The organism is Sphingobium jiangsuense, from assembly GCF_014196495.1.
GTDB lineage: Bacteria > Pseudomonadota > Alphaproteobacteria > Sphingomonadales > Sphingomonadaceae > Sphingobium > Sphingobium jiangsuense.
The window spans coordinates 59,305-71,824 of record NZ_JACIDT010000004.1; the positions used below are offsets into that span (position 1 = coordinate 59,305).

Consider the following 12,520-nt stretch of genomic DNA (forward strand, 5'->3'; position numbering starts at 1 on the left):
TCCTCCGCCTCCTGCCGAGGCGATCATTCCTGTTTTCAGGCGGGACCCTTCCCGGCCATTACCTGATCGACGATCCCCGCCGCCATCGCCCCGGCTTCATCGGGGCCGAGCCCGAAGGCGCGCAGCAGCATGGCGAGGAACTGCCTGCTCGTCTCGGCGGCGGGCGCCTCGCCCCCGTCGGGCCGGGCCTTGCCGTCCGACAGGATGCGGTTGACCAGCCCCTGCGCCACCGCCAGCACATAGGCGAGGCCGGTTTCCGGGCTGAAGCCAGCCAGCCGCCCCGCCGCGATGCCTGCCCGCATGTCGCGGATGATATTGGCGTTCGTCTCGGAATCGGTGGCGATATCCTCCAGCGGCAGGCGGGCGATCAGCCACCCCTGCGCCGGGTTGAGCAGCGCCTGCCGCCCATAGAGGCAGATCGCCATCGCGATCCGCCGGGCGGGGTCGGTTTCCGGGGCGATGGCGGCCTCGACCACCATGTCGATATCCTGCCGGACCGCCTTCAATATCTCCCGCGCCAGCTCGTCCCGGTCGCGGAAATGATTGTAGAAGGACTGTTTCGAAACGCCCGCCGCGCGGATCAGATCGTCTATCGCCACCCCTTCGAGATGATGGCTGGAAAACAGCGTCTGCCCGGCGCGCAATATCGCCTCCCGCGTTCGCAGCCAGCGCGGGTCCTGACGGGATGCCCCCCCTTCGGGCGGGGGCGGCGGGGCGATGGCTGCGGGATCGGTCATGCGGCAGGTTCAACCATGGCCCGTCGCCATGGACAAGGCGTTTCGGTCAGGCCGCGAAATCCGCCGGCGCCGCCGGTCCCCACTGGTGGCCCAGCATGGTCGGAATGTCGGCGACGTTCATCGGCACGCTGGCGTCGAACAGGTCGCCGTCGGTCCAGTGCTCGACGCGGTGGCCGAACGGATCCTTCCAGTAATCGAACACCTGGCTGCCGAGGATATGACGCCCCACGCCCCAGTCGTGGCGATAGCCCCGCTCCGCCAGATAGCGGTTGCCTGCCATCAGGTCGTCGAGATCGGCGACCTCGAACGCGGCATGGTGGAATTTCGGCGGCGCGCCGGGGATCGACGCGAAGTTGAGCGTGTGATGATCGACCGCCTCGCTGCCCCGGTCGCAACGGATGAACAGCGCCGCGACATCGCCGCCGGGCGCGCGCACCTCGTCGGAGATCAGCAGGCCGAAGCGGCTCTGCCACCAGTCCCAGGTGCGCGTCATGTCGGAAACGCCCATCACCACATGGCCGAGCCGGACGACATGCGCCGGGGCGACGGGGACGCGCTTGGCCTCGCCCGCCCGCTCATGCCGCTCCGCGACGTTCCAGCCGCCGGTCGAGGCGATGGGCAGCGGCGCGACCCGCTCCTTGTCGGCGATCACCTCGACCCGGTAGCCGTCGGGATCGTGCAGCAGCACGCGCTGTCCGCCGCCCGGACCTTCCGCCGGTTCGATCGCCGCGCCCTCCGCCCCGGCGAGCGCCTTGAGGTCATCCATGTCGCGCACCCGCAGGCTCAGGCCGACGAATCCCGGTTCGCCCTGCACCGTTTCATGGATGAAGGGCGCGGTGCCCACGCCCCGCATGCGCAATATGCCGTCGCCCGCATCTTCCGCGTCGTGCATGCCGAAATCGGCCAGAAACTTGCGCATCAGGTCCAGATCGGGCGCCGCGAACCGGACCGATTCCACATCCACTGCCTTGGCGATCATCGTTCCATCCTCTTCCAGAAAAATCTAATTGACTAAAAGTCTAATATCTTCTCGATACGAGCGCAAGAGCCTTCGGAAAAGCTGCGGGGCTTCATCCATGCGCGCTCAGTCGAGGCGAAAGGGCAGGCTCGCAAAGCCGTAGAGGCCGGTATTGGTGCCCATCACGCCGTCCCCGGCGGTCAGCTCGACGCCCTGTTCGATCAGCGCCTCCAGCAGCACCTCCATCTCGATACGGGCGAGGTTCATCCCCGCGCACATATGCGGCCCCGTGCCCCAGGCCAGATGGTCGCGCGCGTCGCGGATGATGTCGAACCGGTCCGGGTCCTCATAGCGGCGCTCGTCGCGATTGGCGCAGCCGTAGAGCAGCATCACGCGCGCGCCTTCGGGCAGGATCATGCCGTCCACCGCATAGTCGGCGGTGGCCACGCGCGAGAACCAGCGCAGCACCGAGGAATGCCGCACCCCTTCCAGCACGGCGGCCGGGATCAGCTCCGGCCGGGCTTTCAGCAGCGCCCATTGATCGGGATGGTTCGCCAGATTGTTGAGCAGATGGCCCTTGGCGAGGATGGTGGTGTCGAGGCTGGGGATGACATAGGCGCTGATCGCCGCCATCGCCTCCTGCATGGTCAGCCGCCCGGTCTCGGCGGCGCCGAACAGCTCCGCCGCCCAGCTGCCGTCGCGCACCTGGTCGGGGCTGAGCGTCGAGATGAAGGCGAATGCCTCGCGCATGCTCGCAATGTCGGATTCCTCCTGGCGCGGGCCGATCAGGTTGAACGAGGCGGCCGCCCATTCCAGCATGCGCTCGCGCCCGACATCGGGCAGGCCGACCAGATGCGACACCGCCTCGACCGGCAGGAACGAGGCCAGCGAGGGCATGGCGTCGAACCAGCCCTGCCCGGTCAGTGCGCGGACGCGCTCTGTCACCAGCGCCTTCAGGTCCTCCCGCGCCCTGGCGAGGCGGGCGGGCGTCAGCGGCCTGGTGACGGCGCCGCGCAGACGGCGGTGCAGGTCGCCGTCCGATTGCAGCACGTTCATGCCCTTGGGGGCGTTGAACATGTCGCTGAAGCCGACCCCCTGCCCGCTGATGAGGCAGTCGGCCGCGCGCAGCGCCGCCTGCACTTCGGCGAAACGGCCGATCGCATAGACATCGGGGGTGCGCAGCTTCACCAGCGGCCCGGCATCCCGGAGCCGCCGGTAATTCGCGAACGGATCCCGGAGACTGGCATCTCCGAAGAGGTCGATGTCGATCTCCGGAACCGGGCGGGCCATCAGAACTGATACCTCGCCTTCACGCCGTAGGTGCGGGGCGCGCCCGGCAGATGGCCGTCATTGCCGCCCGCATTGGCCGCGCTGGTGAAATAATAGACCCCGCCCAGGTTGCGGCCATAGAGCTGAAGGCTGAACGGCGAATCCTCCGGCGTCCAGGTGACCGACGCGTTGATGAGGTGATAGCCCTTCTGCTTCAGGCGGTTGTCCGGTTCCCACACGAAGGTGGATTTGTAGCCGTCGTTCGCGTTGAAATCGAATGTGCCGATCCCGGTGTCGACGCTGTAGGTGACGCCGATCGAGTAGGAGAATTTCGTCGCCTGCGGCAGGCGGTAGCCATCCAGCGTGCACTGGGCGGGCGGCAGGGTGATCGTCCCGCCGATGCCGCCGACGACCGGCCGGGCAACGGTGCAGGTTCCGTTCGGGAACTCGTGATATTTGGCGTCGAGATATTCGAGGCCGCCGTTGATCATCAGGCCGCGCACCGGGGCGAACTCGAAATCGACATCCACGCCCTTGATATGCGCCGAGGCGGCGTTCAGCAGGATCGAGCCGCCAGCGGGCGCCGGCGGCGCGGTCGTGCGCAGCTGGATATCCTTGTAATCATAGTAGAAACCGGAGACGTTGAGGCGCAGCATACGGTCGAACAGTTCGGACTTCACGCCGACTTCATAGGCGTCGAGCACTTCGGGGCGCGACGGCGGGTTGGTGAAGCTGATCGGGTTGTAGCCGCCCGACTTGAAGCCCCGGTTGTAGGAGGCGTAGGCGTGCACGTCGTCCGACAGGTCCTGCGCCAGCACGACGCGCCAGGTCAGCTTGTCGAACGTCACCTCGGTGTCGATGACGCCGTGCGGCGAAGGCGCCACGCTCGGCGGCAGCGCCGGGATGGAGTTGGGACGGCCCGGTAGCGGGACGAGGGTGCCGTCCAGCTCCTTGCGGTCGCTGGTGTAGCGCAGGCCCAGCGTCAGGCGGGTGGTGTCGGTCAGGTCGTAGGTGCCTTCGCCATAGACCGAGTAGGACTTGGTCTTCTGGAAACCGGTGGTGCGCAGCGGCGCCAGCCGGGGGTTGGGATCGCAGACGGCGCCGACGCAGGTGCCGTATACGTCGGTCAGGATCATCGTCTTGTCATGATAATAGAAGCCGCCGATGATCCACTGGAACGGCGAGGCCGGATTGTCCGAGGCGAGCTGCAATTCCTGGCTGAAGGTCTTGGCGGTCTGGAGCCCGCCGAGGAAGATCGCGCCCTGATTGAGGATAGGCTGGCCGAGGATCGAGCCCTGCGTCTGCTCCGCGAAGGACTTGTTGTTGATATAGCCGGTGGTGCTGGTCAGCGTCGCGAAGCCCAGTCCCTGCTCCGCCTTCAGCGAGACGCTGTACTGGCGCTGCATCGCATGCGGGTCGAAGCGCGTGTTGATGCGATATTCGCCCTGATAGACCGAACCGTCGGTGCCGACCGAGCCGGGATACATGGCGACGGCGTTGCCCTGATCGGTGTGGACCTTGTCGTAGAAGCCGCGCAGCGTGATCTTCGTGTCGGGCGTGGGATGCCAGCGGATCTTGCCCTGAAAGCCATGGTCCCTGAACTTGTAGACATCGCTGCTGGTGAACAGGTTCTTGCCCCAGCCGTCGCCCTGATCGATGTAGAGCGCGGCGAAATTGACCGCGAGCGTGTCGGTGATCGGCGTCGAGCCGTAGAAATTCGCCTGCACCGTGTCGTAATTGCCGTAGCTGGCCGACATGTCGATCGCTGCGACGTCGCCCGGCTCCTTGGTGATGACGTGGATCAGGCCACCCGTGGTGTTGCGGCCGTAGAGCGTGCTCTGCGGGCCCTTCAGCACCTCGATCCGCTCGATATTGTTGAACGAGAAGGAAGAGGCGGCCGAGTTGGGCAGATAGAGGCCGTCGACATAGGTCGCGATCGGCGATTCCGTGCTGTAGCCGGCGCTGGTCGTGCCGACGCCACGCAGGAAGGCGTTGGTGCCCACCAGCGTGCGGGTGAAGCCGAGACCGGGGGTGAGCTGCGGCAGGTCGACGACGCTCTTCACGCCCTGGGTGGTGAGCGTTTCGGAGGTGAACGCGGCGATCGCGATCGGCACCTGCTGCATGTTCTGGGACCGCTTGTTGGCGGTGACGATGATCTCCCCGATGCCGCTGCTGCCGGCGTCGTCGGCGGCCGAGGCGGCGCCTTCGTTCTGCTGGTCGGCCCATGCGGGCGCCGGAATGAAGGCAAGCGCGGCAATTGCCGCCGCAGAGGCGCGGAGCGCGTTTTTCGTGAACATGACTCTCCCCTTCGGATGATGGCGATTGGCTATTGCGGCGGGGCCGGACGAATCGCTCTAGTGATATTAGCATAAAAAATATTTTTGTTTTCGTCAAAAACATTTTCAATCCGTAATAAATAGATTATTGGATTCGACAGACGCGCGGAGGAGCGGCGCGAAACGATCGGCTTGGGAGACGGGATGTGGCTCCCTTAAGGATGCAGGGGCATCTTGCGGCGCGGTTTTCCGATGTTTTTCCCGCAAAGTCGCCGTTTTTCGCCCGCAAGGCCAGCCGCGGCGCAGCACTCGCGATCCGCATGGCAGGTGCATGCGAATCGGAATATCTATTTTCTACCGGAATCTCGACAGGAGGGGCGATATGAAGTTGGCACGCTACAGCAAGAAGGAAGAGACGCATCTGGGCGTCGTCATCGACGACCAGATCGTTCCCTTGGACGGACTGGCCGACGCCTATCCGACCATGCTCTCGATCATCACCGGCGGCGATGCCGCGCTGACGAAGGTGCGCGATCATGTCGCGACCGGCGCGGAGCGCATCCCGCTTGCCGATGTGCAACTGCTCGCGCCGGTCGAACGGCCCGCCAAGTTCCTCGCCATCGGCATGAACTATCGCAAGCACGCGGAAGAAGCGCGCAAGCTGGGCGTCGCGGTGCCGGAAAAGCAGTTCTGGTTCAACAAGCAGACCAGCTGCCTCGCCGGGCCGTTCGATCCCATCGATCGCGGCGTCAGCGAGAAGGTCGATTATGAGGTCGAGCTGGGCGTGGTGATCGGCAAGCCCGCCAAGGGCGTGAGCGAGGCCGATGCCGCCGCGCATATCTTCGGCTACACCGTGATGAACGACGTTTCTGCCCGCGACTGGCAGCAGCATTCGCCGACCTTCACCATCGGCAAGTCGTTCGACACCCACGGCCCCGTCGGCCCGTGGATCGTGACGGCGGACGAGATCGCGGATCCCCATGCGCTCGGCCTGCGCTGCATCGTCAACGGCGAGGTGCGGCAGGACAGCGACACCAGCCAGCTGATCCACAATATCTGGCAGCAGATCAGCTATCTTTCCACCGCGTTCACGCTGGAGCCGGGCGACCTGATCGCCACCGGCACGCCCGAAGGCGTGGGCGTCGCCCGCAATCCCCCGGTGTTCCTGCAATCGGGCGATGTCGTGCGCTGCGAGGTGGACGGCATCGGCGCCATCGAGAACAGGGTGTTGTAATCCCATGACCATCGAAACCGATGTGCTGATCGTCGGCGCGGGCCCCGCCGGACTCGCGACCGCGATCGAGCTGGGGACGCGGGGCGTGCGCGCGATCGTCGTGGAACGCAACGACCGCAGCGGCACCGCGCCGCGCGCCAAGACGACCAATGTGCGCACCCGCACCCATCTGCGCCGCTGGGGCATTGCCGACCGTCTGGCCGCCGAGGCGCCGTTCGGCGTCGACTATCCCAACACCATGGTGTTCGTCACCCGCCTCGGCGGGCCGGAGCTGACCCGCTTTCCCAACGCGTTCAACGCGTCGCCGGAAAAATCGCCGCTCTATCCCGAACATGGCCAGTGGATTCCGCAATATACGCTGGAAAAGGTCCTCGTCGCGAAGGCAAGGGCTCTGGAATCGGTGGAGATCCGCTACACCACCACCTTCATCGGCGCGGATCAGGACGCGGAGAAGGTGACCGCCGTGCTGGAGCATGGCGGCGCCACCTATGAGGTGCAGGCCCGCTATCTCATCGGCGCGGACGGCGCACGCAGCGCCATTCGCGACCTGATCGGCGCGAAGATGGAGGGGCGCTACGGCCTCACCCATGCCTATAACATCATCTTCCGCGCGCCCGGAATGGCGAAGGCGCATGCCCATGGCCCGGCTGCCATCTACTGGCAGATGAGCAAGGACGGCTTCAGCGCCGTCGGGCCGATGGACCGCAACGACACCTGGTTCTTCGCCCCCTCCGGGGTGCCGGAAGGCCACCGCATTTCCGACGAGGACGCCGCGAAGATGATCCGCGAGCGCACCGGCATCGATACCCCGATCGAGATATTGAGCGCGGACACCTGGGTCGCGAGCGAATTCCTCGCCGACCGCTATGCGCAGGGCCGCATCCTGCTGGCGGGTGACGCCTGCCACCTGCATCCCCCGGCGGGCGGGTACGGGATGAACATGGGCGTGGGCGACGGCGTCGATCTGGGGTGGAAGATCGCCGCCACGCTTCAGGGCTGGGGCGGTCCGGACCTGCTCGCCACCTATGAGACGGAGCGCCGCCCGGTGCACCGCGCCGTCATCGACGAGGCGATCGCCAATTTCCAGATCTATACCGCCCCCATTCCACCGGAAATAGAGGAGGACACGCCCGAAGGCGCCGCCGTGCGCCAGCGTCTGGGCGAGGCGATACAGGCCAGCAAGGGCCGGGAATTCAACACGCTGGGTACCGTTCTTGGCCTGAGCTATGAAGGATCGCCGCTGATCTCGAACGAACCGGGCGAGCGTCCGGCGCATGACAGCCAGAATTATGTGCCCACCGCCCGGCCGGGCAGCCTTGCGCCGCATGCGTGGCTTCCCGACGGCCGCTCGCTCTACGACCTGTTCGGGCAGGGCTTCTCGCTCGTCGTCGCCGACGGCGCGGACGAAGCGCAGGTCGCGCGCGCGACGAAGCAGGCGGCGGCGCTGGGTGTGCCGCTCAAGCTGGTGCGGCCGCAGGGCGTGCCCGTGGCGGAGCTTTACGAAGCGGACATGGCGCTGGTGCGCCCGGACCAGCATGTCGCATGGCGCGGCGATGCATGGGACGATGCCGCCCTGCCCCGCGCGACCGGGCGGCAGGATGCGGTCGCGGGCTGAAACGGGGGCGGCGCCGGTCCCGCGCCGGCGCCCCGCTCCATGGCCCGTTCGATGACAATGTCGGGAGAGAGACATGACCTATCTTCGCAATTGCTGGTATATGGCGGCCTGGGCCGATGAGGTCGGGGAAGCCGGCCTCGCCCGCACCTTGCTCGACCAGCCGATATTCCTGTTCCGCGACGCGGACGGCGCGCCGCAGGCGCTGCTGGACCGCTGCCCCCACCGGTTCGCGCCGCTCAGTATGGGCGAGGTCGCCGGGGGCGTCGTCACCTGCCGCTATCACGGGCTGGCGTTCGACGGCACCGGCGCCTGCGTGCACAACCCGCACGGCCCGGTGACGCGCGCGCTGGCGACGCCCAGCTATCCTGTGGCGGAGCGGCATCGCGCGATCTGGATCTGGATGGGCGACCCGGAGCGCGCCGACCCGGATCAGATCCGCGACCTCGGCTTCCTCGCCGATGCGCCCGACACCGCCTTCAACAAGGGCTATGTGCTGGGCGGCGGCAATTATCAGCTGTTCGTCGACAATATCCTCGACCTGTCGCACACCGACTATCTGCACCCCGACACGCTGGGCGGCGGCTCCATCACCCGCACCCGCGCGAAGGTGGAGCAGCGTGACGACGGCATCATCAAGATCATGTGGGACAGCTATGACGATGTCCCGCCGCCGCTGGTGCGTTCGAAGATGCCGGAGGGCGTGGAGCGCGCCGACAGCTGGACCCATGTGGAATGGAGCGCGCCCGGCGTGATGAAGCTGGTCAACGGCGCGGTGCCCGCGGGCACCCCGCGCGAAGGGGCGGGCAATTCGATCAACGTCCACATCATGACGCCGGAATCGGAACGGACGACGCATTATTTCTTCGCCTCGACCCGCGACTATGCGCTGGACGATGCGGAGCTGAACGAAGCGATCCGCCGCATCCGCGCGCAGATCTTCTCCACCGAGGACGAGCCGATGATCGCCGCGCAGCAGGAGCGCATCGGCGCCGCCGATTTCTGGGACCTAAAGCCCGCGCTGCTGCGCATCGACGAGGGCGCGGTCGCAGTGCGGCGGCGGCTCGATACGCTGATCGCGGCGGAACAGGCGGAATGGCAGGCGGAAACCGCCTGAAGCGGCAACGCCGCGCCAGCGAGCAATTTTGAATCATGAGGAGTACCTATCCATGAGCAAGGTCATCATCACCTGCGCGGTCACCGGCGGGATCCATACCCCCTCCATGTCGCCCTATCTGCCCGTCACCCCGGAAGAGATCGCCGATGCGGCGGTCGGCGCGGCCGAGGCGGGCGCGGCCATCGTCCACCTGCATGCGCGCAACCCGGAGGACGGCCGACCCGACCAGAGCCCGGAGGCGTTCGAGCCCTTCCTGCGCAGCATCAAGCAGCGCAGCGACGTGGTGGTCAACATCACCACCGGCGGCGCGCCCGGCATGACGGTCGAGGAGCGGGTGAGGCCGGCCGAGATGTGGAAGCCGGAAGTCGCGAGCATGAACATGGGCTCGATGAATTTCGGCCTGTTCCCGATGCTGAAGCGGTTCAAGGATTTCAAGCACGACTGGGAACCGGCGATGCTGGCGGCGAGCGACGATTTCGTGTTCCGCAACACCTACAAGGACATCCGCTATTGCCTCGAAACCCTGAACGAGAGCGGCGCGCGGTACGAGTTCGAGTGCTATGACACCGCGCATCTGCACAATCTCCATTATTTCTACCGCGAAGGACTGGTGAAGGCGCCGCTGTTCATCCAGACGGTGTTCGGCCTGATGGGCGGCATCGGCACCCACCCGGACGAGGTGCTGCACATGAAGCGCACGGCCGACCGGCTGTTCGGCGACGCCTATAACTGGTCGGTGCTCGGCGCGGGCTCCTCGCAGATGAAGGTCGCGGCGATGGCGGCGGCGATGGGCGCGCATGTGCGCGTGGGCCTGGAGGATTCGCTCTGGCTCGGCCGCGGCCAGCTGGCCGAGAGCAACGCCGCGCAGGTGCGGCAGGTGCGCGGTATCCTCGAAGGGCTGGGGCTGGAAATCGCGACGCCGGACGAAGCGCGCGAAATCCTGTCGCTCAAGGGCGCGGACAAGGTTGCTTTCTAACGGCCGCTTCTTTAGTAATTTCTATTATTCACTGGAAAAGTTATTTTATGGAAATGACGACCCTTTAAGTGGAAAAGAAAATGCAGATGCTGGGCGCCGTGGAAGCGGTGCAGTCGCCGTCTGGCTCCAGGAGCCAGACGAGCCTCGCCTATGAGGTGATCCGTCAGGATATCATCGCGGGCCTTCACCAGCCGGGCAAGAAGCTGAAGATCCAGGATCTTGCCGACGAACTGAAGGTCGCGCCCAGCGCCGTGCGCGAGGCGCTGTCCCGGCTCGTCCCGGAACAGCTCGTCATATCCCGCGACCAGCGGGGCTTCATGGTCGCGCCGCTGTCGATCGACGACCTGCTCGACCTGACCGACCTGCGCTGCGAGATAGAGGCCATCGCGCTGCGCCGGTCGGTGGCGAACGGCGATATCGACTGGGAGGTGCGGCTGATATCGGCCGCCCACCGGCTGCGCGCCCTCCCCCAGCCCCAGCCGGGCCGGGATGCGCACACCGCCGAGTGGATGGCGAAGCATGCCGACTATCACGCCGCGCTGGTCAGCGCCTGCGGCAGCAGGCGGCTGCTGGCGCTGCATGCCCAGCTTTACGAGCAGTCGGAGCGTTACCGCGTCCTTTCGGCCTATATCAAGACGGAGCGCAATGTGGTGGACGAGCACCAGCAGATCGTCGATCTGGCGCTGGCGCGCGACACCGACAAGCTGATCGAGACGATGACCCGGCACCTGCGGCGGACCACCGATCTGATCGTCGAGGCCGCGAAGGCCAACGCCTTTTCCTGATCGCGCGAGCGGGCTGGCGGGCGGGACCGTCTCACCCGTCGAAGGCGGCCAGCCGCGACAGGCTCAGGTCGCGGGCGAACTCGTCGGGCACCTGCGCGAGGCAGGCCGTGCGCGAGCCGGACGCCAATATCCGCACCAGCTTGCCGATGAAGAGCGCCTGCGCGGCGAGCGCGGCGCGCGGGGCCGGGCGGCCCAGCAGCTTCGTCAGCAGCCTGTTCCATCCGGCGCACATGTCCGCGATCGAATTCCAGATCATCGCACGGATTTCGGGCCGCCGCGACGCCTCGATCCACACCGTGTAATTGGCGAGGTTGCTCTTGCCGAACTCGGTCGCCTCCCGGATGAAGATAGCCGCCGTCAGCTGCGCCGTCGATTTTTCCGTCGCGTCGGACGTGCCGATATCCTGCATCATCGCGCGATAGCGGGCCTTGCAGTCGTCAAAAAGCCGGACCTGCGCGGCGGCGAGCAGCACGCCGATATCCTCGAAATAATAGCGCAGCGCCGATGTGGTCAGCCCCGCCGCCGCCGCGACGCTCCTGAAGCTGACGGTGGCGGGCCCCTCTGCGACCAGCAGCGCGATCGTCGTCGCGACGATCTGGTCGCGCGTGCGTTCCGACTTGCCGGTCCTGGCTTTGGGGACGGCCCGCGCCGGGGGCGCCTCGCGCCGCCAGTGCAGCATCGGATCGCCGCCGTCGCGCAGGACCGCGTTCACCTCCGCCTCGCTCAGGCCCAGCGCGATCGTCATGAAATAGAGGCCGATGACCAGATCGATCGCGCCACGCGCTTCTTCCCGCGGATCGTCCATCCCCTTGATGCGCGCGATGTCCGACCAGATGGAAAGCAGCTCGGCAAACCAGTCCCGTGCCAGCGCGCCGGTTTCCTCATGCCGCGCAGCGTCCAGCATGATCTCCGCCCATGCGATCGCGCTTGCGCGATGGCGCAGCGCGACATTAGCGACCAGCCGGGACGAGAATTCGCCCAGCGACTGGGCGCTCGACGGCTCGGTGAGGCAGCGATCCCGCACGCGCCTCAACCCGGCGAGATAGGTCAGCAGGATGAAATTGGACGATTCGGCGATAATGTCGAATTTCGTCGCGTGATGATAGGTCGTCAGTGCGGGCGACACCTGCGCTTCCTTCGCGACCAGACGATGCGTCAGACCGGCGAGCCCATGATCGGCAAGCACCCTGATCGCCGCCGCCGCAATCCTGCCCCGCGTCTCGATGGAGCGCGATTGTCTGGGCGCGCGAGCGTTCACCGGAAACAGCCCCTCCGACGTGATATCGCCAGGTCTGGCCTTGGAACCTCTCGATATCTCCTTATTTTTACTAGCATTTTTCAAGATGCCCGGTCCTCGCATTCCCGATATCGGGCCGCTTGGGGACAGCGGACCGACGCTGAGCATAGAGCGCGACGGCGGCAGAGGCAATGCGGTTGGCCTTTCCCGCAAGCACCGCGACCGGCTTTCCCCGCGAGCCTCCGATAGCGGGGAAGCCGCGCCGGGAGGCCACGGCCCCTTTTACGCATAAAAAACTGTACAAAGAAAAGAAAAATAT

The 12,520-nt window shown here is 66.2% G+C and carries 10 protein-coding genes; 5 read left to right on the forward strand and 5 right to left on the reverse strand.

Annotated features, from left to right (window positions below; genetic code table 11):
* Nucleotides 1-35: 35 nt before the first annotated feature.
* From GGR43_RS07060 to GGR43_RS07075, 4 genes are all read right to left on the reverse strand, one after another.
* Nucleotides 36-737, reverse strand: a complete 702-nt coding sequence (locus GGR43_RS07060) for a TetR/AcrR family transcriptional regulator (protein WP_188071267.1) — start codon at nt 735-737, stop codon at nt 36-38.
* A 46-nt stretch (nt 738-783) separates the two neighbouring features.
* Complete coding sequence (locus GGR43_RS07065) at nt 784-1,716, reverse strand: VOC family protein (protein WP_223177338.1); 933 nt, start codon at nt 1,714-1,716, stop codon at nt 784-786.
* A gap of 105 nt (nt 1,717-1,821) precedes the next feature.
* On the reverse strand, nt 1,822-2,985 hold the full coding sequence (locus tag GGR43_RS07070; RefSeq protein ID WP_188071268.1) for a cytochrome P450: 1,164 nt from the start codon (nt 2,983-2,985) through the stop codon (nt 1,822-1,824).
* Nucleotides 2,985-5,261: a TonB-dependent receptor gene (locus GGR43_RS07075; RefSeq protein ID WP_188071269.1), complete on the reverse strand. Its 2,277-nt coding sequence runs from the start codon at nt 5,259-5,261 to the stop codon at nt 2,985-2,987. The genes GGR43_RS07070 and GGR43_RS07075 overlap by 1 nt, the downstream gene beginning before the upstream one ends.
* Before the next feature lie 361 nt (nt 5,262-5,622).
* Here GGR43_RS07075 and GGR43_RS07080 point away from each other — a divergent pair, with 361 nt between their 5' ends.
* The 5 genes from GGR43_RS07080 to GGR43_RS07100 all read left to right on the forward strand — a co-directional run bounded on the left by GGR43_RS07080 (nt 5,623) and on the right by GGR43_RS07100 (nt 10,964).
* Entirely contained in the window at nt 5,623-6,474 is an 852-nt protein-coding gene (locus GGR43_RS07080; protein WP_188071270.1) for a fumarylacetoacetate hydrolase family protein, read from the forward strand.
* A gap of 4 nt (nt 6,475-6,478) precedes the next feature.
* Nucleotides 6,479-8,089 carry an FAD-dependent monooxygenase gene (locus GGR43_RS07085; RefSeq protein WP_188071271.1) on the forward strand — a complete coding sequence of 537 codons (1,611 nt, stop codon included), beginning with the start codon at nt 6,479-6,481 and terminating at the stop codon, nt 8,087-8,089.
* Between the two features lie 73 nt (nt 8,090-8,162).
* A complete protein-coding gene (locus GGR43_RS07090) occupies nt 8,163-9,203 on the forward strand; it encodes an aromatic ring-hydroxylating oxygenase subunit alpha (protein WP_188071272.1) in 1,041 nt (346 codons plus the stop codon).
* Nucleotides 9,204-9,255: 52 nt separating this feature from the next.
* Nucleotides 9,256-10,179: a 3,5-dioxohexanoate:acetyl-CoA acetone transferase gene (gene kce, locus GGR43_RS07095; protein ID WP_188071273.1), complete on the forward strand. Its 924-nt coding sequence runs from the start codon at nt 9,256-9,258 to the stop codon at nt 10,177-10,179.
* 80 nt (nt 10,180-10,259) lie between these two features.
* Nucleotides 10,260-10,964: a GntR family transcriptional regulator gene (locus tag GGR43_RS07100; RefSeq protein ID WP_223177339.1), complete on the forward strand. Its 705-nt coding sequence runs from the start codon at nt 10,260-10,262 to the stop codon at nt 10,962-10,964.
* A 31-nt stretch (nt 10,965-10,995) separates the two neighbouring features.
* On the opposite strand, the gene GGR43_RS07105 is transcribed toward GGR43_RS07100, so the two are convergent.
* The gene (locus GGR43_RS07105; RefSeq protein WP_188071275.1) at nt 10,996-12,222 is read right to left on the reverse strand and encodes a TetR/AcrR family transcriptional regulator; all 1,227 of its coding nucleotides are present in this window, start codon (nt 12,220-12,222) and stop codon (nt 10,996-10,998) included.
* Nucleotides 12,223-12,520 lie beyond the last annotated feature (298 nt).